This is a genomic window from Mesorhizobium sp. WSM3224, from assembly GCF_000427725.1.
Lineage (GTDB): Bacteria > Pseudomonadota > Alphaproteobacteria > Rhizobiales > Rhizobiaceae > Mesorhizobium.
In genome coordinates this window covers 59,933-83,182 of record NZ_KE386578.1, presented here as the reverse complement: position 1 = coordinate 83,182, position 23,250 = coordinate 59,933, and the positions used below count along the sequence as shown (strand labels likewise).

Sequence of the window (23,250 nt, the reverse complement as noted above, 5' to 3'; positions counted from 1 at the left end):
CAATGCGTGAAGAGTTGAAAAAAAGCTGCGGTGCCGCGCTGAAGTCGGCGCAGGACGGTCTTGCGTGGATCGGGACCGCCGCCAATGCCGAGCGGGTCGGCGACACGCGTGCCAGCGGTGAACAACATCTCAGGAAATCGGTTGTCGCGGCCCGCAAGGCGATGGAAGCGATAGACCGGCCGATGTGCGTGGGAATATTCGGCCCCAGCCAGGCCGGCAAGTCCTATCTGGTGTCTGTCCTTGCCCGCAACGGCAACGCCCCTTTGATGGCACGCTTCGGCGACCTTGGACGGCAGGTCGACTTCATTCGCGAGATCAATCCGGGCGGCGACCGCGAGTCGACTGGTCTGGTGACCCGTTTCTCGGTGAAGGAAGAGCCCAGCCCGGCCGGCGCTCCGGTCGTCCTGCGGTTGCTCAGCGAGACCGACGTCGCCAAGATACTGGGCAACAGCTTCTTCCTCGACGGCGATGCGAAGAAACGCACTCCGCTGACGCCTGAGGCCGTCGTGTCCACGCTGGAGGCGGCGCGCAGACGCGTCGCGCCGCAGGCCGGATCCGGTGGGCTCATCGAGGAGGACATCTGGGACATCCAGGAGTATTTCGAAAAGCAATTCGCGGGCCTCCCCAACATTGAGACGCTTGGTGCCTACTGGGAAGAGGCGGCGATGCTGGCGCCGCGGCTTTCGATCGCGGACCGCGCCGATCTCTTCTCCGTGCTATGGGGAGGTTTTGGGAAATTCACCCAGGTCTATCTCGAGCTCGCCACCGCCCTTGAGAAGCTCGGCTTTGCGAAGGATGCCTATTGCGCCATTGAGGCGCTGGTTCCCCGGGACCGGAGCATCATCGACGTCGAGACGCTTCTCGGGCTCGGCAAGCCCGGCCAGGATGAGCTGTTGATAAGGCCGCTGAAGGGGCCTGCGGTTTCGCTTCCACTGCCTGTCATCACCGCCCTGGCGGCCGAGCTGCGCATCGCGGTTTCCGAGCGGCCCTGGCCGTTCTTCGACCACACGGACCTTCTCGACTTCCCCGGCGCGCGCAGCCGGCAGAAAGTGGACCTGCAAGCGTACTTCGACGACAATCCGCAGGCTCTCAAGGACCTCTTCGTAAGAGGTAAGGTTGCCTACCTGTTCGACCGCTACGTCGCCGAGCAGGAGCTGTCGAGCATGCTGCTGTGCATTAAGGATTCCACACAGGACGTCGCCACGCTTCCCGACACGATCGACGACTGGATCAGGATCTCGCACGGCGAGACTCCGGCGGACCGGACCCGCACGGATACAGCGCTTTTCTTGGTCCTGACGATGTTCGATAAGCACTTCAGCGAAAAGGCCGGCGAGGAAGGGCAAAGCCTTTCGGACCGTTTCAGCGCGCGGATGGGTTCCTCGCTTACACGGTATTTCGGTAAGGCCCACAAGTGGCCGTTCGAATGGACGCCTGGCAAGCCGTTCAACAACACCTACTGGCTGCGCAATCCCAACTTTAAGGCCGAATTCCTGATCAAATATCAGGGTCCAGACGAGATCGAGATTCTGCCCGATAAAGTCAAGAAGGTCGCCGCGCTTCGTAAGGCCTATCTCCAGGTCCCAGAGGTGCAGCAGCATTTCCGCGATCCGGCGAAGGCATTCGACGAAGCGCTCAGGCTTAATGACGGCGGCGTGGGCTATCTGGCCGAGAATCTGGCGGCGATCTGCCGGCCTGAGATCAAGTACGGGCAGATACGGGGCCGCCTCGCCAACATCGCGCACGAAATACGCCACGTGCTTGCCCCCTATTTCGTCGAGAGCGATATCAACAAGCGCATCGCCGAGCGCCGCGAGGTGTCGGACCAGATCCTGGCCTGTCTTACCGAGGCATGGGAGCGCGAACAGTTCGGCGTCGCCATGAAGATGCTGCAGATTTCGCAGAACGGAATTTCCGAGCATCTCCACATCGAGTACGGCAACCGCATCAAGCGGCAGAACGCCCCCGACGAGGGGGCGGATGGCCGAGGCGAGCCTGCCGTGAAGAAGCGCGTCGCTCCGCCGCGGCCAGGCGCGCCTCCGCTACCTGGAAACAAAAGGAAGACGGTCGCGGCCGCGACCCCTTCCGGTTTGACGGTTTCACAGAAGGCGCTTGCCCGCGAAGCTTATCTCGCGCGCTCCGCGATGCGGCATTGGTTGGACGGGCTTCTGGCGCTGTCGAGGAACGATGGCGCTCTGCAGGCCATCAGCATTACCCACAAGCTGGCCGGCGAGTTGGTCGCAGAGCTTGCCGCTGCGGCTCGGCGCACGGGGCTCGAAGACCAGATCGCCGAGGATCTCGCCAAGCTCTCCGGAAGCTCGGTCGAGAGGCCTGACATCCTGCTCGAGAGGGCTGGATTCCTTGCGACCAGCCGCATCAACCGTTTCGTCAGCACACTGGGCTTCGAGGCCTTGCCGGAGGACAAGCGGCCAACGGCGCCGGACGGCACGGAAGACGGCGAGATCCGGGTATTCGCCCGCAGGCCGAACGTCACGAACTGTGACGGGCTTGGCAAGGAGCGGCGCAACTTCTCTTACCTGGCGCTGTCTGAGTGGATGTACGCGTTCAACCAGCTCGTCACCGACAATGTCCTTTCGGGCGAAGGTATCACGGTCAACGTCGACGAGAACGAAAGGCTCAGAGCTATCCTGGAAGCTCTCGATTCGTTCACGCCGTCCTCTGTCGAGGCCGTTGGGCCGGTGCGATGACGCAGGTTCCGCTGAAAGTCGCAGAGGACGAGTCGCAACTGTTCGGGCATGCGCTGCTTGTGTTTGCGCAGGACCTGGGGAGTTCCAAGCGCCTTCGCCTCGCGATCACGCGCAAGTCCGCGGACACGCCCTATCTCGGCGACGACGGCTGGCAGGCGCGTCCGGCCAGTGTTGCGGCAGAGGTCGTCAATCGAACCCAGGGGTCGACGACCTTATCGATAGGACCCGAAGTCTGCGACCGGATCCCCGTCGACCTCCAGGTGAAGGTGGAGGTCGAGGGTCAAAACGTCTGGGGCAACGCATTCTGGCCTCCGGTCACGCCACAGCCGGGCGGATGGTCAAAGGAGCTGACCCCGCCTCCGCTGCCATCCCCTCGACTGCCGGAACGGATCATCGATCTTCCCGAACCGCCCGTTTCGCCGCCACCGATAAGGGTGCCTGAGCCAGTCGCCACGGAACCAAGGAGCAGGTCGCGACACCTTTATGTCCTGATCCCGCTGTTGTTGCTGCTGGCGACGGCCGGTACCTATGCCGGATACAGGCTTGGCTGGATGGATGCCTGGCTGACCCGACCAGAGCCGCTGGCCGCGCGTTTCGAGAGGCTCAAACAGACGGACGCGGATGGCCACGAACTCCTGGCTTTGAGCGGGGAGGCATACCGCCAGGGCGACGCGGGAATCGGCATGCAGGCGATCAATCTCGCTATGGAACGAGGCAACAAGGACGCCAAGCTTCAGATCGCGCGCAACTACGATCCGAACTCCTTCGATCCGTCCAAGGCCGACCGTCCCGATGCCAACAAGGCGGCCAGGTTCTATTTCGAGCTCGTGGTCGAGGGTAAGTCGGAAGCCGCGGGCTTGCTCAGGTCGCTTTGTGAAAAGAATGCGAGCTCCCCTCAGGATCCCGCCTTCAACGGGTTCCTGACGAACACATATTGCGAGGGCACTTTGGAATGACGACCAGAAACAGCAAGGCTCGGCAATGCGGTTGCCAGGGTGCCATGAAAGGACCCACGCAAATGCCGACCAATGGGTTTCGCAACCGCTCGGGCCTGCCCACGCTCGCCTTGATCATGGCCGCCGCGATGCTGATCTTGGGCAACCAATCGCCGGCGACAGCGCAAAGCACGAGGGCGGACGAGCTGTTCAACTATCCCGACACGATCCTGGACGGCCTTCCCAGTGCACAGGTCTCCACACCCCTGGAGGAATGCCTGAAACTGTGTCAGCAGCGATCAGGTTGCGCCGGCGTCAGCCACACGGCGAAAAACGAATGTCGCCTGTACGCAACGGTCAACGGTGGCAAACGCGACGCCGGCTCGACGGCGCAGACGCGAAGCCTCATACCGAACTATTCCGATCCGACAAACCCTCCGCTCGCTGCAAGACTTGAGAAGCTCAAGTCGACAGACTCCGATGGCCATGAACTCTTTGCGCTTAGCAAGGATGCCTTCGAGCGCGGCAACAGGGACGTCGGGATGCAGGCGATCTACCTTGCGACGCAAAGAGGCAACCAGGACGCCAAGCTCGAGATTGCCCGCTGGTACGATCCGCGGACGTTCGCGCAGGACAGGGTGGATGCCGCCGATGCGAACAAGGCCGGCCGATCCTATTTTGAGCTTGCGCTGGAGGGGAATTCCCAGGCCCAGACGCTGCTGGTCTCACTTTGCCAGGATGCCGCCGATAGTAACTCGAGCCGCACCACGGCATATGGCGGCTTCCTTCGCACCACTTACTGCGAAGGGTCGATCAATCCCTGATCCAGCGCGTAGAAGTAAATTTCAGGGAATTGGGGAACTATGGGGATGCAGGTAAATCGTCGGAGTCGCTTTGGCGCAGCGAAAATCGCTGGCGTGCTGCTCTTCCTGTCGCTTGCCGTTTCGGCGACCGCGCCAACGGTATCTGCCGACGCGCAGCCGGACATCTGGGACTATCCGCAGACTGCTTTGATCGGAACCACGAGCGCCGAGTTCAAGCAGCCCCTCGATGGCTGCAGGAAGCTTTGCCAGGAGCGGTCGGGCTGCGCCGGCTTTGACCACTCTTCGGCAACCAACATTTGCCGTCTTTATGCCGGGTTTGCCTCGGCCCAGACAGACACGCTCTCCACGGCGGGCACAAGGAGTCGGATACCCGGTTATCGCGATCCCGCGAACGCCGAGACCTGGTACTTTGCTTCCTACAGTGGCGTCGACCTTTGGGGCGGTGACCTGGTCGCGAAAGGCATGACCGCCCAGGGTGCGGAGAACTGTCGCGCGATATGCGACAGCCAGCACGCCTGCCGGGCCTTCACCTACAATGTCGAGGCAAACCGCTGCTTTCTCAAATCCGGCTTCGAGTTCGTGCAGTCTTACGCGCTCGGAACGTCGGGCCTCTACTTCAAGGCCGGGCCAGCGGCCGCTCCGCCCAGCTTAACGGTCGGATGGGAGCTTTTCACGACGAGCGCCTTCATCGGGGACAGCACCCTCTCCTATGCGGCGACGTACCAGGAATGCATGCAGCAATGCGACGCGAACGGACAGTGCGGCGGCATCACATGGACCAACACACGGCCTAACCGCTGCTATCTGGTCTATGGTTCGAACCTTTACCCGGTCCGAAGGAAGGGCATGACGTCGGCCCGCAAGAACAGCCGTACAGTCACGCCTGACTTCGTTCGACCCGTCAGCCCAAGGAATTGAATCATGCCACGCTGGATTTCACCTTTCTTGGCGGCGGCATTCGCGCTGATTGGCCTGTCCGCGCCGTTGCGGGCAGACCCGGCGCCCCAGGCTCCGACGAAGGGCACTGACCTGCACCGCACGATCGAAGACGGCAAGCTGAAACAGATGATCGGGCAGATGGTTCTGGTCGGCTTCATCGGCGACAGTGTCGGAGACGATGGCTACAAGCGGGTTGTCCAACAGGCACAAGCCGGCGAGATCACAGGAGTGATCTATCTGGGGCGTAACATTGCAAGCCTCAACGCCGTGAGGCAGCTGAACGATGGCCTGCAGAAATACGCAATGACCCGCCTCCTCATCGCCATCGACCAGGAGGGCGGTCGCATCCAGAGGCTTACAGGCGAAGTCGGGTTCAAGTCAGTGCCAAGCCAGGCGGACGTGGCTAAGACCCTGAGCCCCGACGAGGCGGGAGCCGTTTACGAGAATCTCGCGGCAGCGCTGGCGGGGCTGGGATTCAACCTCAACCTCGCCCCGGTCGTCGATCTCAACGTCAATCCCGCCAATCCTATCATCGGCAAGCTTGGCAGGAGCTTCTCCGCCGACCCGCAGGAGGTCGAGGCGTATGCCAGGGCCTTCGTGCAAGCGCATCGGGCCAAGGGGGTGCTGACGGCACTGAAACACTTTCCGGGGCATGGCTCCAGCACCAAGGACAGCCATAAGGGCATAGCCGATGTCACCAAGACATGGAGCAAGAAGGAGCTTCTCCCGTATGAGGACCTGATTGCTTCAGGGGACGTCGACATGGTCATGGCTGCGCACGTTATCAACGCGAAGCTTGCCTACTCGCCCGATATCCCCGCCTCGCTTTCGCGCCCGACGCTGACCGCTCTTCTGCGCGACACCATGCACTTCAAGGGCGTGGTCATCAGCGACGACATGCAGATGCAGGCCATCACCGACAACGTCAGTTTCGAGGACTCGGTGCGCAGGGCGGTCATGGCGGGAAACGACATCCTGATCTTCGCCAACGACAAGCATCCTGACCCGGCGATCCCGGAAAAGGTAGCCGCGATCCTTTCCGAAGAGGCGCGACGCAATCCAGAGATGCTCGAGCGCATCAAGAAATCATATGAAAACGTCATGCTCCTGAAAAGGAAATTGGGTGCGGCCGTCTCGCAGGATACGAGCCTGGTGAGGGAGCAATAGCGACCAGACATGCGCGGTCACGTCAGGCCAGAAGAATTCCCAACATCAGCGCCCAACTCCATGCGGGCGCCTGCGTGGCTTCCATGGGTGGCGGCGATTGCCATGGTCCTGGCTACCGGTGCGGTCAGAGCCAAGGCAGACAGCACCTTTTTCGATTATCCGCAGACCACGCTCGATGGAAAAGTCACCGCGAACCTGAGCATCCCGCTGGAGCGCTGCCGGGAGATCTGTTCCGAGCGTTCAGGCTGCATGGGGTTCGACTACTCGCATGAGACCGGCGTCTGCAGGATGTTCGAAAACGTGGCGGGAGCGAAAGCCAATTCGGCGCGTACGGCCGGCGCCCGACACAAGGTTGCGGGGTACGGGTCGCCTTCCAACCCACCTACAAATGAAGCAGCCGTCGCGTTGCTTGCCCGATCCTGGCAATGCCTGCCTGCGAGCGGGAACGCCAACAAGCTGCACCTGTCGTGGACAGTGGTTTTCGAGCGTGGCTGGAAGACGGCCAGCGGCGAGGCCACTTTCGTCGACCGGCGGATCCAGACTGTTCGAAACACCGACGCGAATTCCGCGACCACGCTATCCCTGGAGACGACGTTCCAAGTGGGTTGGTCGAAGGTCGCAGGGGTCGAGATCGACCGAAACCTGATCACTTTGCGGTGCGCCAATGGCGACAGTTGCATCCGGGACCTTTCCTCGACCAGCCTGTCAACCGACTGCCGCGGCTTTTGCAGTGGCCAGCCGTGGATCAGCGAAGCGCAAAAGAGCAGCCAGCGGCTTCGGTTCTGCAGCGCCGATGCGGCGTCCAACGCAGCTGCAGCACTGCGCCAACTCAATGCCGCGATTGTGGTCAGCGCGGCCGCGCCGCGGGAGTTGCGCGATCCGGCCCTAGTCTGCTGGATCACCGATCCAAGCGGAACTCCGCTCAACATCAGGAACAGACCCTTTGGAGATCTGACGGGAGAAGTCCTGCAGAATTCCCGGGCGGTCAACGTGACCCAGTTCTCTTGGGATTCGAAAGGGCATCCCTGGGCGGCCGTTCCAGGGGGCTGGTCTAGCGCGAAGTACATGACATGCCAGGCGCCCGACCCATACCAATGAAGGCCGTCGCAAACGGAGGGATCGTGAGCCGGAACGCATTCGAAGGTTTCCCGCCTGTCTTGTCTTGGCAGTCGCCCGCTCTTTTCTCCTTGGCGTCCTTTCCTTACCCCGGACGGTGGCGGGGTGGCTCGCCCTGGCCTGGACGACATAGCTATTTCCTCAGAGAGACAGAACCCGCCGGGATGAAGATGGGTATCAAGGCTTGCCTTCCAAGCGGGAGCGGCTGTTTTTCTGGCGCTTGGTCTGAGAACGCGCCGTTGAGGACAAGCTAGATGCCGTCGACTAACAACCGACACGCCAATCTACTTTCAGCAATCGGGTTCGCGGCCCTTATGCTTTGGACGGCAAATCTGCCGGCAGGCGCGCAATCGAGCGACACCCTATTCGACTATCCCGAGACTGTCCTGAACGGCCCGATCAGCGCCACCGTCAACATCCCGCTCCAGGAGTCCTGCAGACGGCTCTGTTCAACGCGTTCTGGCTGCATTGGCTTCGACTACGCGTCGGCAGGGGGTATCTGCAGGATGTTCTCAGCCGTGGTTGGGGCGGCAAACTCCAATGATCACACAGCCGGTACCCGCAGTCTGATCCAGAACTATCGTCAACCGGCCAACCCGCCCGCGCCGCCTCCCGCTCCCGCTCCCGCGCAAGAAGAGACCATCGTTCAGCCGCCCGCGGCCAGCTTCTCGCGGTTCGTTAACAGGGACCTCACCGGCGGCTCCATCGCGTCCACGGCAGCTGGCAGCATCGACCAGTGTGAGGCGATGTGCCAGAGCACCGGTCGTTCATGCCAAGCCTACACTTACGATGCATGGAACAGGAGATGCTTCCTCAAGAGCGAGACTGGCCAGCTGCTATTAAACGCACGCGCCATAAGCGGGGTCTTGACCGGTGTCGAGACGCCAGTCTTGTCAGGCGCGCCCGTGCATATGGAGTATTTCAACAACAAGGCCTTTTCCGGAGAAGGCTTCCGGGTACTGGCATCGCCGAGCCGGGAGGCCTGCGCCAATGAATGCTGGGGCGCGGGCCAATGCGTGGCCTTCGGCTTCACCGGTTCGCAAAGGCGCTGCGTTCTCTTCGACCAGCCAGGAGAGTATTTCAGCAGCCGAGGCACTGACAGTGGCGCGAAACGCCAGAACTAGACATAACCGTTAAGGATCGAGACTGGCTGTCGAGCCAGCTAGGAAAACAAGCCGCACGCGAGCTTGGCGGATTTCTTGGCCTGTCTCGAATGCATCCGCGATGACCTTTCAATGATCGAAGAATTTTTCGACCTCATTGCGTGCGCGTCGGACCCCAGCCGACTGGCGCCGCCATCCACGACGACTGGAGTCAGGTCGTGCGCGATCTCCAACAATTCCTCTGCGCTCCAGGATGCCAACTGCCCATTCTTCAAGCACTCGGAAGCAGATGCACCATTCCGGTGCCGCTCCAGTAGGTATGTAGATTTTCATGCCCATGGCGGCCGGTCCCCCCAATCGACACCTTCGGCGAGTTCGGTGACATGGCAAACTGTTACGACAGTGCGGGTTCCATGGGACGGTCCTCCTCGCTGTCAGGGGGACGCTAGACCACGGCGAAGGAAGCCACAACGTCCACGTCCGTGTGTCACCGCGGCGTTCGAGGAAGGCGCAGGCGAATGGCGTACGGAAAAATCGCCGCCTAGCAGCCGTCTAGCGCCCGGATAGATGATATCAGGTTCCTCCCGTCCCTTTTGACGGTTTGGACGACAGATCGCCCGTCGCACGAACGCGCGCCTCTCTTGAACGTATAGTGTGCAACAAAGCTGCTTTCGCCACGGGGCTCGATGCCGAGAAGGCGCAGGGGTTCGTCGAGTGAACCGTAGAAGGCCGTTGTGGCGCTGGCAGAAAGAGGGCCAGAACGACGCTTTTCCGGAACGACGTACTTGGAAGCCTCATCCCCGCTGCCTTGGCCGAGCGCATAGTAGAAAGCCCTGATCGTGGTGGCGGGGGTGCCGAATTCCCTTGCCGTATCGTGGTCTCTGTAGATCCTGACAACGGTGGCCAGGAGCGGCGCGTGATGGTGGCCGGTGACCCCCGCATATGGCTCACTGAGGTCCGCCTCGACCCGCTTTCCTACGAGCGCCCGCATCAACCCCCCAGTCCCCACAATCGGCAATAGCTGAACGGTCGAGAACGACCGGTCCGCGCTGGCGAGTTCGTCGCCCGTCAGGCAGATGGGTGAGTCCAGCTGCAGGATATAAGCGGGCTCAGGCGCGTCTCCCGTGGCAACGTCCTCGAAGTTTGGAGGCCCGGCGAATATCCGGTAGGTTAGCATGCCGCTTAGACGCTCAGGCTGCTTCTGGGAAAGATCGAAACACGCCTTCGCTTCGCTGTGAGCCGACAACAGCAGGAATATGAGGAAAGCTACCCGGATCATCCTTTAACCTCGGCACTATCGTTTCCGATGACTTGGCTGAAACCGGCCTTAGAAGAATGCAATAGCTGGCCTGGCGCCTGACGGCAACTTTGGCGAGACGCATTTCCCGCGGGCCGAAGCGGCTAGGGTCAAGAAAACTTGCCGTGAGCGGCTATTGCGCTGCCTCCTGTGCGACCCCTGCCCTGCCGAACCAATATATTGGCTCTAGCCGGCAAACCGAAGGGCCAGACTTCAGCCTTACCAGCGCAGCGTGGCACCCGGTAGCAGATCGAGCACTTTGGCTAGCTCTGACTTCATGACGTAGAACGGCATCCGCGCGGCCCCGTAATGCTGCGCCAGATGATAGCGGTGCATGCCGCCTCTGATGTAAATCCGCCCCTGTAGCCCATCGATTGGACATCGCCGCCTTTCGGTCGGCATACCGATCTATTCCGCCGATCCTGAAGTCCATGATTACGTGGTTCAATCCAAGGGCGCTTTTGATGAGACAATCCGCGGGATCATGAATCTGAAGGCTGTCGGGGCTGAGGTTGAGATACGAGTCGTCGTTCACAAACAGACTACGAGGGTCTCGCCGACCTGTCGGATTTCATCTTCAGAAATCTAACCTTCGTCGATCACGTGACGTTTTATGGGGCTTGAGATCACCGGCTTCACTAGGGCGAACATGGATAAGCTCTGGATGGACCCGTACGACTACCGGAGCGAGCTGGGCGAGGCAGTGCAATATTGGCTGCGGCTAGGATCAATGTTTCAGTCTACAACCATCAGCTCTGCCTGCTCGACGAATCAATTCGCAAGTATGCAAAACGATTGATCAGCGATTGGAAGAATGAATACGTAGGTGAGTGCAAAAACTGCTCCCTGCGCAACAAATGCGGAGGCTTTTTCTCGTCCAGCAATCTCGCGCGAAGCTCTCACGTTGCGGCATTCGAATGAGTTGAATGCGGGGCCGGAGCCGCCCGAAGCGGCTCATCGAGAGCCGCGGTGCAGGCGCGAGGTGGACGATGGGAAAGTTTTGGGAATCGGATAACGCGGTTTGAAAAGCGAGTTCCTTCGGGATACGTTCCGCTCAAACGCGGGGGGCGAATACATGGATGCGAATGCTGTTTCTCTACTGGCCATCTTCGAACGCAAGATGCGGCTCGAGATCCCTTTGTTTCAGCGGCAGTACGTCTGGAGCCAGGAGCAGCAGTGGGAACCGCTTTGGGAGGACATTTCCCGCAAATTCACGGAAAGCATCGAAGGCCGGCAGGACGCTCCGGTCCATTTCCTCGGCGCCATGGTCCTCGATCAGAAGCAGACGCCCGTTACCCACGTTGAGAAGCGCCAAGTGATTGACGGTCAGCAACGGTTGACGACGTTCCAACTCTTCCTGGCCGCCTTCCGAGATTTCTGTCGCGAGAACGAGTGCATCGAACTCGCGATGGAGTGTGAGGGCTTCACCGAAAACAAAGGAATGCTGGCGGATCCTGCGGTGGACAGGTTCAAGGTCTGGCCAACACTGGTGGACCGTGAGCAGTTCGCGAACGTGCTGTTGTCGGGTTCGCGGGCGGAGTTGGAGCGCCGACACCCTATCGTCTGGCGCAAGTATGCTCGAAAGCCCGAACCTCGACCTCGCATGGTCCAAGCCTACCTGTTCTTCCACGATCAGCTGCGCGAGTTTTTCATCGGCTCCGCCGAGGAGCCACCTATCGGCACGGACTTCCCGCTGTCAACTCGCCTTCTTGAGTGTTTCCAGGCGCTCAAAAACCTCCTTCGGGTTGTAACAATCGATCTGCAGCAAGGTGACGACGCGCAAGTCATCTTTGAAACACTGAACGCCCGCGGTGAGCCCCTTCTCCCGGCAGATCTGCTTCGAAACTACATCTTCCTGCGCGCCGCTCGCGCAGGCCACGATCAAGAGAACTTATATCATACATACTGGCAGCCTTTCGACGACGAGTTCTGGCGGGTTGAGGTCAAGCAGGGTCGTCTGATCCGTCCGCGAAGCGACCTCTTCATGCAGCATTTCCTTGCGAGTCAGCTCGAGGAGGACATTCCGGTCAAACACCTTTTCGTAGAGTACCGGAATTGGATCGAACGCCGCCGTCCCTTCCAGAATGTAGAAGAGGAACTACAGACCCTCGCGCGCCATGGCAGGAACTTCCGCCGCATTCTCGAACCGACGCCAGGCGATACCGTCTATCATCTCGCCGTATTCCTCGAAGCCTTCGATATCCGCACGGCCTACCCGCTTCTGTTGTTGATGATGGATAGCGACATTTCGCCGATGGAGTGGGGTGCGATTACGGAAGTTCTGGAGTCGTATCTCCTTCGACGCTCGGTTTGCGGATACAACACTAAGAACTACAATCGAGTTTTCCTGCAGCTGACGAAGAACCTGCGCCGGAACGGCGTTACCTCGGCAAGCCTCATCCAACAGCTGGCGCAACAGACGGGTGAATCTGCCGTTTGGCCTAGCGACGCCGCCTTCCGGGATGCTTGGATGCGTCATCCGGCTTACGACTTGGGCAATGCAAAGCTGGTCCACATCCTAGGACGGATCAATCTCTCTTTCGCGAACGGGTGGAATGAACCGCTGGTCTTTCAGCAGCAGCCCTCGATCGAGCACCTCATGCCGCAGAAATGGATAGACAACTGGCCGCTAGGGGATGGCTCTCAGGGAATGGAGTTCTTGGAAGCGCTACAAGCTCCCGATGGGGATACAAGGGCTGCCGCGACGGAACGGCGGAACCGTATGGTTCAGACCTTCGGAAATCTGACGATACTGATGCAGGGCCTCAACTCTTCCCAATCGAATCTCGGCTGGCTGGAGAAGCGTCCCGTTATGATGGCTAACTCGCTCCTGCCGATCAATCAGGGCTTGAACGCTGTTCAGGAATGGGACGAGGACGCCATCGAAACGAGAGGAGCGGACCTTTATGTGAGAGCGGCCCGGATATGGTCCGATCCCGCAACCTTTGCCGCTCGTCTGAGAGGCGCACAGGCTGCCGAGTGATCGGGAGATCGCCGAGATGGCCTATCAAAGGGGCGTCCGCTTGGCGTCGTAGTGGTGCGCCAGATGGGAGCAATGCATGCCGCCGACGATGACTATCTCTCCCTAGTGCTCGGCAATGACGGGCGGAGACACGCAGTTGCTTAACATCCTCGTTGCGCCCGCGATTATCGCGGGGATGATCTGGTGGTTTTTCGGAGGCGATTTCTGGTTTTGGTTCTGGACCGGGGTTCTGGCGCTGGTCGCCTGGGCAGTCCTCTACTTCGTATTCAAGATCGCGGAAGGCCGCGCGCAGTCCCACTCTGACGCGTTGCTGAGGCAGAAGATCGCAGATGACGCTGCTGCCGAGAAACAGCGACAGCACGACGACATCAAGCGGTGGCACGAGATCGCCCGCGGACACAAGGACGCGCTGACGCTGCGCTATCGGCAGCTTGTGACCAAGGACGTGTACGGGGCGGAACTCCTCGACGCCTGGAGGAAGGAACTGCCGAGGTTCCGCAAATCGGTGGGCATCGCCGGCCGCGAGGATACGGTCGCCAGCTTCGACAGCCAGATTACCCTTATCGTGCAGGCATGGGTCAAAGCCGCCACCTCGTCCCCAGCCTCGGCTTTCACCTCCGGCGATCCGGTCGAATACGAGCGCTGGTGCGCGGAAATCCTGCGGCAGAACGGATGGGACGCGTCCACGACGAAGGCATCCGGCGACCAGGGTGTGGATGTCATCGCCAAGAAGGGTGGGCGGACGGCCGCGATACAGTGCAAACTCTACACGAGCGGCCCCGTCGGCAACAAAGCCGTCCAGGAGGTCCACGCCGCGGCGGGATACGTCGACGCGGCGCATGCGGTCGTCGTGTCCAGCGGAGACTACACCCCTTCAGCCCGCCAGCTCGCCGCCAAGCTCGGAGTGCTGCTCCTGCACCATTCGCAGTTACCCAAGCTGGAAGCGCTGCTTCCGGGCAAGGAGAAGGCGGAGAGCCGCATCCTCCTGCCCAAGCATGGATCCGGCCTGATCATCCCGCCGTCGGAAAAATGAAAGAGACCCCAGAACGCATCAGGAGCCTCGCCGCCTGAGCGCGAACGCGATCGCCAAAGTCACCGTGACCTCCAGCCAGTCCATTCTGCGCGGGCGGCTGCGGCCCGCGTCCTCTATACGCATTTCCGATGCTCCCAAGAGCCGCAAAGATGCGGCGGCTGAAACCCGGAATAACTGGCGAGAATGTGGCGGGTTCGGCCCGTCTTGTTGGCATCACAAGGAACCCGGTTGACGGCATGCGCACAATAACCAATAGGCAACGCGGCAACACGGGTGCCGGGTGAATGAAAGAGACTGCACTTCTGGTCGCGATCTTCGCGGCAACCATCACGTCGGAGGCACAAAGCGCCAGCCGGATGTACGTCAACACAAACAAGTTCGAGGGAAGATACGTTTGCCATCCCATCGCCGCCGGAGGGATCGCTTGGAGCATCAAATCGAAGAAGTGGATCGGGACAGGATTCCAGCTCGACGGTAGTGAATCCCTGGTGCTGACGCTAAAGGCCCAAGGTGTGAAAACGCAAAAGAACGGAATGGGCGAGGACGAGGACGCGATGTCCTACAAAGTGGACGTCCTTGGCATGCCCGCCGGCATTCCGATCTCGTGCCTTGACGAGGATAATTACATCGGCGCAGTGGATGGCTTCCTCGGTTGTGACCTCATTCTCTACCAGCTGCGCATGAATATGGACGAGCTCCGCTATATGACGATCAGAGACGCTGGCTTCATCAACGGCCAGGATGCGACGGATGCTACGCCGTCGATCAACATCGGCACCTGCCGCAAGGTGGACTGACCTTAAAGAGCGAGCGTGGGGAATGAGAGGACTTACTGTCTATAAGGATCACGTTATCCATCACAACGGCCTCGAAGGAAACCAGCCGCCGATCGAAGGTCTCTCACTGACCACCTTTGCCAGCATTGCGCTTCGCTGGAACAAGTCCAAGGATTACTTGCTCCGCACCCACGCGATGACATTGCGAAAGACAACGGACTACGACGGGTTCCCGTTCGAGGATTTCTACGAAATCCGTTACGGGGTGAAGGATCACTATCATGCATCGGACGATCCTTCGATCAGGGTCACCTTCAATGACACCCGTGAGGCCGAGTACGACTACGTGGCGATGGCAAGCCGGGACACGACCACAGCTTACAAACGCGGACGGAGCGGAACGCCGCAGGAAACGAGGTTCAAAATTCACAGTGCCTCCATCGGCCGACAGGAGGGAGACGCAGACGTTTGGGCCAAAGGTGAAGCGGTTCGGCTGACCGCAATTCTGGACGGCTTGGACCAGGCAATGCACACTCTGCGCTCCTGGGCCGAAAGCGGCGTCAACATGAGGGTGCTTTGCCCCACGTGGGCCTGCCGATGGGATGCTAAGCAAGCAATCATATCGAGCGATCGACTCCTCGCCTACGCCGACAAGGGACTGTCTCTCGATGATTTCAAATTGAAGCTGAGGTGCAGAGTCTGTGGAGCGGCTTGCTCCGATATTCGGGCCGCATAGTCCGTCCTCCAGCAGCTAACCGAGACTAGGCTGAGATCTGTAATTTGCAGAGCTTGGCGGTGTATCCCTTGAGGGTTTCAAGGATCTGTCCGCACTGGCCGAGCCGGAGCTGGTCGTGCTGTATCGGGTCTCACAAGGACGGACGTTGCATTGACTCGAAGCGGGCTGTCAGGCCCATCTGACTACCTTCGCATATCGTCCGTCCCTGCGTTCCCTCGCGGGACACCGCCCTCGGATCAGCGCTGGCGCTTCACCGCTGGCAAACTGTTTCTACCTCATCTCAAGCCTCGAACAAAGTGCCGTCGCGCAGCATGGCATGCATGATGACAGCGAGACGCCGCGCGAGTGCCACTCGGGCTTTCTTCAGACCGCGGCGCTTCGAGATTTTCAGCGCCCAAGTCTTGAGCGCGAAGCTCTCCCGGCTCCGGGTCAGGATTGAGTTGGCTGCTTCATAGAGAAGCTTGCGGACCATGCTGTCACCTTGCTTGGTGATCCGGCCGGTCCAGTCGAGTTCGCCGGACTGATGACGCCTGGGCACCAGGCCAAAGTAGGCACCCGCGTTTCGCGATTGTTGGAACCGGCCGGCCTCGTCGATGGCCGCGGAGAAGGCGGCTGAAGTCTGGATGCCAACACCAGGTATACTCATGAGGATCTGGCAGGCCTGCGACTGAGTGGCGAACATACGCAGCTTGAGATCCAGTTCCTTGATCTGCTCGACCAGATGCACGCGCACCGTCAGCAACGAAGTGATCGCTTCGCCAAGACCAGGGATGTGGGATGCTTCCATGATGCGTTCGATGAAGGCCTTTCCCTGCCCGACGCCCGGCCTATAGCCGAAGGTGGCGCACAACCCACGGATCATGTTGTCGAGCCGGACACGGGTCTCCACCAGATGACCGCGAGCGGTGATCATGCTGCGTACACCGTGCGCGCCCGGCGATTTGACATGAACCTCCTTGTAGAAGCCCGTTCTTGCCAGTTGCGCGAGCCCTGCAGCATCATGGGGATCGGTTTTGTTCGCCTTCATCGCCTTGAGGCTCTGGTGCGCCTGGCGGGCATCGATACACACCACGTTGACGCCCAACTCCCGCAGGCCAAGGCAGATCGCAGGTGACATACGTCCGGTTTCGATCACCGCCCGCTCGATCGAGCCGTGTCGGCGCAATGCGTCGGCGATCGCATCCGGCGTGCTCTCAGCCTTCTCGGAACTCAGCTTGCGTCCATTTTCATCAATAATGCAGACCTGCGTGCTTTCCATCGACAGGTCCAGTCCGGCATAATGCTTCATGGCTGTTTCCTTCCTTCAGGATTCGACAACCAGAAGTGTGCGCCTCACCCGAGGCCCGAGGGAAGCAGCCACAAATTACACGATGACTCATATATAGAGTGCCTCGCTTTCGACCTGGGTGGTGCGTGACACCGCTATCTAGGGGCGAGGAGGTCGCAGGTTCAAGTCCTGCCGTCACGCCCATCGGTGTTCACCAGCACCTGGCCCCTTTGCCTATGCGACTGGAAAGGTCGCGAGATTGCCAGCGTGAGATCGCATCTCCAAACGTCGATCCTGGTATTTTCCGCGGTAGTTGAACAGCGCCAGAAGCTGCATTTCAAGAAGCCATTGTGAGGCGTCCCAAGCGTGGAAAATGTCCATGTCGTAATTGAAGGGCGACGAATGTGTGACGCCGTTGCGGAATTCGGTCAGCAACGAGAATCCGTCGCGAGCCGGCTGCCCCTTCTTAGCTTTCAAACATTTGCGAAGCAGGTCGGATTGATCGGCCGGATCCCCTTCGATTTTGAGCAGGCGGGTACAGGCTCTGATTTGTTCGGCAAGACTGACATTGCGCAACATCGAGACGCTCCACCCGCCCCGTGTCCCCAGAACATAGGCTGCGAGGGTTTCCAGGCCGGCTGCCGACATGATGACCGCCGTCTCCACCGAATCGTAGCGGGAGAGGTTCGCTATCCTATAATAGGCCAACGCCCGCCCGACGCCGCGCTTGGCCTCCGGGGTCTGAAGGACCGTCATGTAGCTGGCAAACAGCGCCGGCAAGCCGTCGGACAACGCCCAATGAAACCAGTTTCGCGGCGCCTCCAGCCTGTCGGCCCGGGTGAATCCCAAAGATCGGAACCCGTTGTGAGCAGCATTGCGGACCTCACCGTATCCAACCTTCGTCCCTTTTATGAATCCAAGGAAGGAGCATATTTGGCCGAGAAATTCATACAGCTTGGCGGCCTTCAGGGGTTTGCCATCCAAGGATCGAAGCAGCGCCCGATGTGAAATCGTGGGTATCAGCGGAAGCCGGACACCCCCGCCGCCCAAGGCCAGGAAGTGATCGAATGGCTGTACGGTCACCGCCAGATTGCCGAACTCCAGTGTGATCCCGACCTTCTTTGGATGGATTGCCGGACCGCACGAAATGACGGCTTCCGCCAATCCCTTGGATTTCCCGGCGAGATCCAAAGGCGAGAATCGCGACGTCGCCGAGAATTCTTCGTGCCCTACAAAGTGATATTTGTGGGAAAGCATCAGGAACTCGGCCGTCGTCCCACCCTCGAAGGTGACCTTGAGATCCTGATCAATCCTAACAACCCCCGGCCTGAGAGGTCCTGTCCATCTCAGCTGGAGGTCAAGGTGGTCATCCAGCCGCAGCGAAACATCCCTGAACTCACAAGGTTTGCCTTCAAGATGGATAGCAACAACCGTGTCGGCGAGCTCAATGGGGCCATGCGCCTTACCCTCAAAGAAAGAAACGACCGAATGCTCTGCGCTCAAACCAGCCCCCTGCCCCGTCCTCACCGGTCAGAAAACAGGCGGCGTTTGAGCCGTTCTGCCGACGTCATTTCGGCTTCCTCGTCAACATCATCCTCATCGGCGGCGACTGCGTCCCGCGACAACATGATGAGCGCGTAACCTTGCCGTTGCAGAAGGACCTGCTCATAGAGCGGCGCGGGTTGGCGACCCCTTTCGACAGGGAGCCAAACGCCGGCGTCAGTCTCGTCGATTTCACTGGGCACGCCCATCTCATGCTTCCGGCGATGCAGCAGCGAGTGTGCAGGAACCATGGCTCCGGTCGGGATCGCAAGTCGGGGAAACTTGAGCGTGTCGCGATAGTCGCGCAACACCTTGCCATTCTGTGTCACCACGATGGCGACAGGTTCCTCGCGAAATCTGACGTACGCGCGGCCGGCCGCCTCCTTGCTCACGTCGTACTTCTTGGCGATCGACGACACTTGGCGGATGTCAGGGTCTTTGCCGACCGCGACATCCATCCGGAACTTCGAGGGCGGCATCAGGAGCTGCGATGCAAAGCGATTGGCCTCGACCTCCATTTTCAGGCGCCGGTCCGACTCCCCGCCCTTCAGCTCGCGCATATCCTGCAACTTACACAGGAAGCGGCCTTCCGCCGAGGGTACGTGCGACGGGATGAGAAAATGCCCAAGCTCGTGGGCGATGGTGAAGCGCCGCCGCTCCGGTGGGCTCGCCTCGTTGAAAAGAATCGATCCGTTGAACTTGTCGGGCGTGGTGATGAGCCCGCCTTCATAGCCTTGCGTCGTGAGCGGCACGATTTCGTGGATGTCCAGTCTCAGGCACAATTCCTCGATCGGCACCGGAATCGGCAGCTGCGGCTCGAGCTTCAGGATCTCGAGAACGAGGCGCTCGGGGCTACCCGCGTCGGCAAGATCCATCCGCGTGATGTTCATGATTTTCGGCTCGCTTTCAGCCGCTCGGCAATGAGCGCTATGGTCTCGCGGTCCTCAGGTTTCAGTTCGCTGAGGTTGCGATAAAGGGCGATTAGTTCAGGCTCTTCCTCTGGAGCCGTCGGATCTTCACCCACCAATTCAGCCACGCCAATCTTGTAATAGTCGGCAAGTCCTTTCAGCAGTACCAGCGACGGGTTCTTGCTCGCGCCGCGCTCGAGGTCCCAGATATGCGCCTTGGAAGCCCCCACCGCATCAGCGACCTCCTGCAAGGATTTTGCGTTCCTCACGCGCAGCTGCTTCAGTTTGACGGCCAATTCTACCATTCGGTCCTTCTCCACGAGTCATAGCGGCGCGAACGCTTGCGCGGCGCGCCGTCTGATAAGGCATTACAACATCATACCGTGGGCATTGACGCAAGCCTTGCCGTAAGATATAGTTGTACGAGATTGTAGCAAACAGGCTTTAACGGAGACTTTCATGGGCAAAAATCAGCATGTGGTACCTCGTGATGGACAATGGGCGGTGCTCGGCGCCGGCAACAGCCGGGCAACTTCCCTTCACCCCTCCCAAGCCGACGCCATCTCTTCGGCCCGGGACATCGCGATCAATCAACACAGCGAAGTCGTGATCCACCGCCCCAATGGCCAGATCCGCGACTCCAACTCGTACGGCAACGACCCCTACCCTCCCAAGGGCTAACAAAAGGAAGCACGCAATGACTGACACCGCCGACAAGAAGGACGATCACGACAAGACCATCACCGTCGTGGTGAACGGCACCGCGCACCAGGTACCGAAGAACCACGACCTGACCTACGCGGAAGTAGTGACGTATTTCGACCCGACCTACCCGCAGCATCCGCAGACGGTCTACTCTGTGACCTACACCCGCGGCGAAAAGCCCAAGGAAGGCACCTTGGCGCCCGGCGGCTCGGTCAAGGCGAAGGACGAGATGGAGTTCCATGTTATTCCAACTAGCGAGTCATAATGCCGACATCCAAAAGCTGATCGACCGGGGCTACGCGCTCCGGCTCGACAGCGATTACCTTGTCGTCAGGGACATCCCGTACCTCGACGCCGAGGGAAATCTATGCTGGGGCGCGATTGTCAGCGTCATGAAGGACGTTGACGGCACGCGGGTTCGGCCCGAGGACCATCAGGTCTTCTTTGCCGGCGGCGTGCCGTATGGCCTGGACGGCAAACCGATACCTATGCTCGGCGGCGGTGCGGCCACCGTGACGCTGGCCAAGAACGACGTTGTGGTGCAGCGGTCGTTTTCCAACAAGCCACCGGGCGGGCTGCCCGACTTCTTCGTCAAGATCGAGCACTACCTGTCGATCCTCTCGGGGCCCGCCATTCACAAATACCCTGACGCCAACCCCTTCACGTTCAACGTCGACGAGGATGCCGGCCCCGAAAGTGTTTTCCTTTTCCGCGACACCCTGACCAGCCGCGCGCTGATCGGGGACCTTGCCGCCAAGTTCGCCAATGAAGTGGTCGCCGTCATCGGACTGGGCGGCACCGGCGCTTATGTGCTGGACTTCCTCGTGAAGACCAATGTGCTTGAAATCAGGGGCTTCGATCCAAAGCCTTTTCACGTTCACAATGCGTTCCGCTCGCCAGGGCGGCTGCTGCAGGATGAGCTCGACAAGCCGAAGGCCGAAGTCTACTGGCAGCGCTACGAGAACTTCCGCAAGGGGCTGCATTTCGAGGCCAAGGCCATCGACGGCGACTGCGAGGCGGACTTCGCAGGCGTAACCTTCGCGTTCGTCTGCGTCGACAAGGGCACCGCACGGGCGGAAATCTTCGACCTCCTCATGCGTCTGGGCATTCCCTTCATCGATGTCGGAATGGGACTGGTCCGCCAAAACGGCGCGCTCGCCGGCATGGTCCGCACGACCACGTTCCTGCCTGAAAACGCCGCCGAAGTCCGCGGCAAGGGGCTGGTGCCCCTCACCGACCCGCCGGGCGACGAGTATCGGCTCAACATCCAGATCGCCGAACTCAACGCGCTCAACGCCAGCATCGCCATGTTGCGCTACAAGCAGCACTGCGGGTTTTACGCGCACGGGGTGCCCGCCTATCATTTGCTGATGAACACCGTCGTGCCACACCTGTTTGCGGAGCCCGTCGAGTGACGGAACTCCGCCTCGAGAAGGTCCGCTACGTTCCCGCGGAGCCGGAGGCCGGTGTTTTGTACGTCTCTGACGAGTACAAGATCGCCGTGCACCTGTGCGCCTGCGGTTGCAGCAGCAAGGTCCCGATTTCCCTCGGGCCAGCCGGGTGGACTGTCAGCGAGCGCAATGGAAAGCCTACCGTCTGGCCGTCAATCGGTAACGGACAGCTGCCCTGCCGGTCTCACTACATCATCACCGACGGAAAGATCCATTGGGCGCCTTCCATGAGCGCTACCCAGGCCGTGACCGCCTTGCAACACGACCACCGTCGCCGCGAAGCCCACCATCGCAGGCCGAGGTGGTGGATTCGGGTATGGAAGACGGTTCTCGGATGGATTGGCCTCTGCTAGCCGTTTCCACAGCGTCAAGGATGGGCACAGGTTACCGTAGTATCACACTCAGCTGCGAGACGCTCATCGTATAGATGAAGTCAGCTTGAGGCTGACCGAGCCCGGCCCCGACCCATCTGGGCTCACAGCCATCGAAACCTTGCTGTCACTTCTTGAGCAGCTGGCTCAGTGAGCTCACGTTTTCGCGCTTCAGCAGGGTCGAAAGCTTGGCGTCACCACGGATGCCGGGGGCGAAGTCCTCGCCGTAGGTCTTGCGAAGGGTTTCGACCTTGGTATTCCCGTGCTTCTCGCTAATCCGTCCGTCCTGGTCACGATGGCGACCGTCCAATTCAGGTTCACGCATTGTAAAGCTCCATCTTGTCCCGAAGGAATCGGCTACCACCACTAATGGTAGCAAAACCTGAGCATTGGCACAACGCCGCGATCCGTAGGCGGGCCATGAACATGGCGACTATTCAAGCATCGCACCGGCAGGGCCGTCGCCCGGTGTGCGCTCCCAATAAGCCGCGCGGCATGTGGTGCGCCACAAGCCGGCCCAATCCCCGTCCGTTTTGCAACGTAAAGATTCACGCAGCCAGGGTTAGCCATGGCAAAAATGCCTTCTTCATTGGGACGAAGCCGACCGTTTGCAACAGAACCGCCCAGATCCCATCAAGCATCCCCTCTCTCAGGTACCAAACTCCTCGCTACTAGCGCTTGGATCTTCCTCTTCGCCGTCAACCTCTTCGCTGGCAAACCCGACTGGAATATCCCCCGCCAGCAGCTTATCCTTCGACAGCAATCCGGCGTCCTCGAGCGCTTCGAAGTCCGGCAGTTCGCACAGCGTGTCGAGCCCGAATTGCAACAGGAATTCTTTGGTCGTAACGTAGGTGTAGGGAGCGCCCGGCGTCGGACTGCGCGGGCCGGAGGCGATCAGCTTCTCGCCGCGCAAGTGGCCGATCAGGTCGCGGCTGATCTCCTTGCCAAAGATCGCCGACAGTTCAGCGCGGGTGATCGGCTGGAAGTAGGCGATGCACATCAGCAGCAGCACCTCCGACGGCGCCAGGCCGACAGCCTTCTCACTTCCGCCGACGGCCGCGTGAATAGCGTCGGCATAGGCGGGACGTGTCAGATGCTTCCACCCGCCGGCGACGGAGACGAGGTCGTAGGGGCGCCCGCGCAGCTCCTCGCGAACATCGTCGATGAGGAGATCAATGCTGCAGGTCTTGCCGACGATCCTGGCGAGCATCTCGCGACCAACAGGCTCGCTCGCCGCGAAGATGGTGGCCTCGACTCGGTTCATCCATTCGCGCCAGCGTGCTTCCGGCGGCAGATGATCGAGCTCACGGTCGAACAAATGGTCATGTGAACGACCGTCGGCTGGTCGCCTCTTGCCCCTCAGTGTGTGCCCAGTCTCCGTCATGATTT

Annotated in this window: 21 protein-coding genes; 14 read left to right on the top strand and 7 right to left on the bottom strand. The window is 60.3% G+C overall.

What is annotated here, in order from left to right; genetic code table 11:
* The first annotated feature begins 2 nt into the window (after window positions 1-2).
* The 7 genes from YU3_RS38475 (at window position 3) to YU3_RS0135455 (ending at window position 8,813) form a co-directional block, all read left to right on the top strand.
* The gene (locus tag YU3_RS38475) at window positions 3-2,708 is read left to right on the top strand and encodes a putative virulence factor (RefSeq protein WP_051334231.1); all 2,706 of its coding nucleotides are present in this window, start codon (window positions 3-5) and stop codon (window positions 2,706-2,708) included.
* Window positions 2,705-3,664 carry a hypothetical protein gene (locus tag YU3_RS0135480; protein ID WP_027170562.1) on the top strand — a complete coding sequence of 320 codons (960 nt, stop codon included), beginning with the start codon at window positions 2,705-2,707 and terminating at the stop codon, window positions 3,662-3,664. The genes YU3_RS38475 and YU3_RS0135480 overlap by 4 nt, the downstream gene beginning before the upstream one ends.
* 62 nt (window positions 3,665-3,726) lie before the next feature.
* A complete protein-coding gene (locus YU3_RS0135475) occupies window positions 3,727-4,467 on the top strand; it encodes a PAN domain-containing protein (protein ID WP_027170561.1) in 741 nt (246 codons plus the stop codon).
* Window positions 4,468-4,512: 45 nt separating this feature from the next.
* Window positions 4,513-5,385, top strand: a complete 873-nt coding sequence (locus YU3_RS0135470; RefSeq protein ID WP_027170560.1) for a PAN domain-containing protein — start codon at window positions 4,513-4,515, stop codon at window positions 5,383-5,385.
* Window positions 5,386-5,388: 3 nt separating this feature from the next.
* Window positions 5,389-6,573, top strand: coding sequence for a glycoside hydrolase family 3 N-terminal domain-containing protein (locus tag YU3_RS38470; protein ID WP_084508532.1), 1,185 nt, complete (start codon window positions 5,389-5,391; stop codon window positions 6,571-6,573).
* Between the two features lie 102 nt (window positions 6,574-6,675).
* The gene (locus tag YU3_RS38465) at window positions 6,676-7,671 is read left to right on the top strand and encodes a PAN domain-containing protein (RefSeq protein WP_245273752.1); all 996 of its coding nucleotides are present in this window, start codon (window positions 6,676-6,678) and stop codon (window positions 7,669-7,671) included.
* Window positions 7,672-7,943: 272 nt separating this feature from the next.
* On the top strand, window positions 7,944-8,813 hold the full coding sequence (locus tag YU3_RS0135455) for a PAN domain-containing protein (protein WP_027170559.1): 870 nt from the start codon (window positions 7,944-7,946) through the stop codon (window positions 8,811-8,813).
* Between the two features lie 520 nt (window positions 8,814-9,333).
* Here the strand turns inward: YU3_RS0135455 and YU3_RS0135445 are convergent.
* On the bottom strand, window positions 9,334-10,071 hold the full coding sequence (locus tag YU3_RS0135445; RefSeq protein WP_027170557.1) for a hypothetical protein: 738 nt from the start codon (window positions 10,069-10,071) through the stop codon (window positions 9,334-9,336).
* Between the two features lie 1,039 nt (window positions 10,072-11,110).
* Between YU3_RS0135445 and YU3_RS38455 the strand changes: the two genes are divergently transcribed.
* The 4 genes from YU3_RS38455 (at window position 11,111) to YU3_RS0135410 (ending at window position 15,617) form a co-directional block, all read left to right on the top strand.
* Window positions 11,111-13,072: a DUF262 domain-containing protein gene (locus YU3_RS38455; RefSeq protein ID WP_245273751.1), complete on the top strand. Its 1,962-nt coding sequence runs from the start codon at window positions 11,111-11,113 to the stop codon at window positions 13,070-13,072.
* Between the two features lie 136 nt (window positions 13,073-13,208).
* Window positions 13,209-14,105 carry a restriction endonuclease gene (locus YU3_RS38965; RefSeq protein ID WP_198021780.1) on the top strand — a complete coding sequence of 299 codons (897 nt, stop codon included), beginning with the start codon at window positions 13,209-13,211 and terminating at the stop codon, window positions 14,103-14,105.
* A gap of 284 nt (window positions 14,106-14,389) precedes the next feature.
* Complete coding sequence (locus YU3_RS0135415; RefSeq protein WP_027170555.1) at window positions 14,390-14,902, top strand: hypothetical protein; 513 nt, start codon at window positions 14,390-14,392, stop codon at window positions 14,900-14,902.
* A gap of 22 nt (window positions 14,903-14,924) precedes the next feature.
* Window positions 14,925-15,617, top strand: coding sequence for a hypothetical protein (locus YU3_RS0135410; protein ID WP_027170554.1), 693 nt, complete (start codon window positions 14,925-14,927; stop codon window positions 15,615-15,617).
* Between the two features lie 280 nt (window positions 15,618-15,897).
* On the opposite strand, the gene YU3_RS0135405 is transcribed toward YU3_RS0135410, so the two are convergent.
* The 4 genes from YU3_RS0135405 to YU3_RS0135390 form a co-directional block, all read right to left on the bottom strand.
* The gene (locus tag YU3_RS0135405) at window positions 15,898-16,905 is read right to left on the bottom strand and encodes an IS110 family transposase (protein WP_027170553.1); all 1,008 of its coding nucleotides are present in this window, start codon (window positions 16,903-16,905) and stop codon (window positions 15,898-15,900) included.
* Window positions 16,906-17,118: 213 nt separating this feature from the next.
* Window positions 17,119-18,387 (bottom strand): hypothetical protein, encoded by a 1,269-nt coding sequence (locus YU3_RS0135400; protein ID WP_156913717.1) that lies wholly within the window; start codon window positions 18,385-18,387, stop codon window positions 17,119-17,121.
* Between the two features lie 20 nt (window positions 18,388-18,407).
* Window positions 18,408-19,316 (bottom strand): ImmA/IrrE family metallo-endopeptidase, encoded by a 909-nt coding sequence (locus YU3_RS0135395; RefSeq protein WP_027170551.1) that lies wholly within the window; start codon window positions 19,314-19,316, stop codon window positions 18,408-18,410.
* A complete protein-coding gene (locus tag YU3_RS0135390; protein WP_036260455.1) occupies window positions 19,313-19,639 on the bottom strand; it encodes a helix-turn-helix transcriptional regulator in 327 nt (108 codons plus the stop codon). Before YU3_RS0135390 ends, YU3_RS0135395 begins: the two co-directional genes overlap by 4 nt.
* Window positions 19,640-19,793: 154 nt before the next feature.
* Here YU3_RS0135390 and YU3_RS0135385 point away from each other — a divergent pair, with 154 nt between their 5' ends.
* From YU3_RS0135385 to YU3_RS38445, 3 genes are read left to right on the top strand one after another with little or no spacing between them, the layout of a single operon-like run.
* A complete protein-coding gene (locus YU3_RS0135385) occupies window positions 19,794-20,015 on the top strand; it encodes a DUF2188 domain-containing protein (RefSeq protein WP_027170549.1) in 222 nt (73 codons plus the stop codon).
* Between the two features lie 16 nt (window positions 20,016-20,031).
* Window positions 20,032-20,304 (top strand): multiubiquitin domain-containing protein, encoded by a 273-nt coding sequence (locus YU3_RS0135380; RefSeq protein WP_027170548.1) that lies wholly within the window; start codon window positions 20,032-20,034, stop codon window positions 20,302-20,304.
* Window positions 20,279-21,454: a ThiF family adenylyltransferase gene (locus tag YU3_RS38445; protein WP_051334228.1), complete on the top strand. Its 1,176-nt coding sequence runs from the start codon at window positions 20,279-20,281 to the stop codon at window positions 21,452-21,454. Before YU3_RS0135380 ends, YU3_RS38445 begins: the two co-directional genes overlap by 26 nt.
* A 534-nt stretch (window positions 21,455-21,988) precedes the next feature.
* Here the strand turns inward: YU3_RS38445 and YU3_RS38440 are convergent.
* Window positions 21,989-22,186 carry a hypothetical protein gene (locus YU3_RS38440; RefSeq protein WP_036260453.1) on the bottom strand — a complete coding sequence of 66 codons (198 nt, stop codon included), beginning with the start codon at window positions 22,184-22,186 and terminating at the stop codon, window positions 21,989-21,991.
* 324 nt (window positions 22,187-22,510) lie between these two features.
* Entirely contained in the window at window positions 22,511-23,245 is a 735-nt protein-coding gene (locus YU3_RS0135355) for an SMC-Scp complex subunit ScpB (protein ID WP_027170546.1), read from the bottom strand.
* Between the last annotated feature and the right edge of the window lie 5 nt (window positions 23,246-23,250).

What these genes read in the sequence shown, in the direction of transcription:
- YU3_RS38470 (WP_084508532.1), top strand. Translation starts at nt 5,389, where the DNA reads ATGCCACGCTGGATTTCACCTTTCTTGGCGGCGGCATTCGCGCTGATT.
- YU3_RS0135480 (WP_027170562.1), top strand. Translation starts at nt 2,705, where the DNA reads ATGACGCAGGTTCCGCTGAAAGTCGCAGAGGACGAGTCGCAACTGTTC.
- YU3_RS0135470 (WP_027170560.1), top strand. Translation starts at nt 4,513, where the DNA reads ATGCAGGTAAATCGTCGGAGTCGCTTTGGCGCAGCGAAAATCGCTGGC.
- YU3_RS0135445 (WP_027170557.1), bottom strand. Translation starts at nt 10,071, where the DNA reads ATGATCCGGGTAGCTTTCCTCATATTCCTGCTGTTGTCGGCTCACAGC.
- YU3_RS0135395 (WP_027170551.1), bottom strand. Translation starts at nt 19,316, where the DNA reads ATGAACATCACGCGGATGGATCTTGCCGACGCGGGTAGCCCCGAGCGC.
- YU3_RS0135475 (WP_027170561.1), top strand. Translation starts at nt 3,727, where the DNA reads ATGCCGACCAATGGGTTTCGCAACCGCTCGGGCCTGCCCACGCTCGCC.
- YU3_RS0135455 (WP_027170559.1), top strand. Translation starts at nt 7,944, where the DNA reads ATGCCGTCGACTAACAACCGACACGCCAATCTACTTTCAGCAATCGGG.
- YU3_RS0135410 (WP_027170554.1), top strand. Translation starts at nt 14,925, where the DNA reads ATGAGAGGACTTACTGTCTATAAGGATCACGTTATCCATCACAACGGC.
- YU3_RS0135385 (WP_027170549.1), top strand. Translation starts at nt 19,794, where the DNA reads ATGGGCAAAAATCAGCATGTGGTACCTCGTGATGGACAATGGGCGGTG.
- YU3_RS38445 (WP_051334228.1), top strand. Translation starts at nt 20,279, where the DNA reads ATGTTATTCCAACTAGCGAGTCATAATGCCGACATCCAAAAGCTGATC.
- YU3_RS0135415 (WP_027170555.1), top strand. Translation starts at nt 14,390, where the DNA reads ATGAAAGAGACTGCACTTCTGGTCGCGATCTTCGCGGCAACCATCACG.
- YU3_RS0135380 (WP_027170548.1), top strand. Translation starts at nt 20,032, where the DNA reads ATGACTGACACCGCCGACAAGAAGGACGATCACGACAAGACCATCACC.
- YU3_RS38475 (WP_051334231.1), top strand. Translation starts at nt 3, where the DNA reads ATGCGTGAAGAGTTGAAAAAAAGCTGCGGTGCCGCGCTGAAGTCGGCG.
- YU3_RS0135355 (WP_027170546.1), bottom strand. Translation starts at nt 23,245, where the DNA reads ATGACGGAGACTGGGCACACACTGAGGGGCAAGAGGCGACCAGCCGAC.
- YU3_RS38465 (WP_245273752.1), top strand. Translation starts at nt 6,676, where the DNA reads ATGGTCCTGGCTACCGGTGCGGTCAGAGCCAAGGCAGACAGCACCTTT.
- YU3_RS38440 (WP_036260453.1), bottom strand. Translation starts at nt 22,186, where the DNA reads ATGCGTGAACCTGAATTGGACGGTCGCCATCGTGACCAGGACGGACGG.
- YU3_RS0135390 (WP_036260455.1), bottom strand. Translation starts at nt 19,639, where the DNA reads ATGGTAGAATTGGCCGTCAAACTGAAGCAGCTGCGCGTGAGGAACGCA.
- YU3_RS0135405 (WP_027170553.1), bottom strand. Translation starts at nt 16,905, where the DNA reads ATGAAGCATTATGCCGGACTGGACCTGTCGATGGAAAGCACGCAGGTC.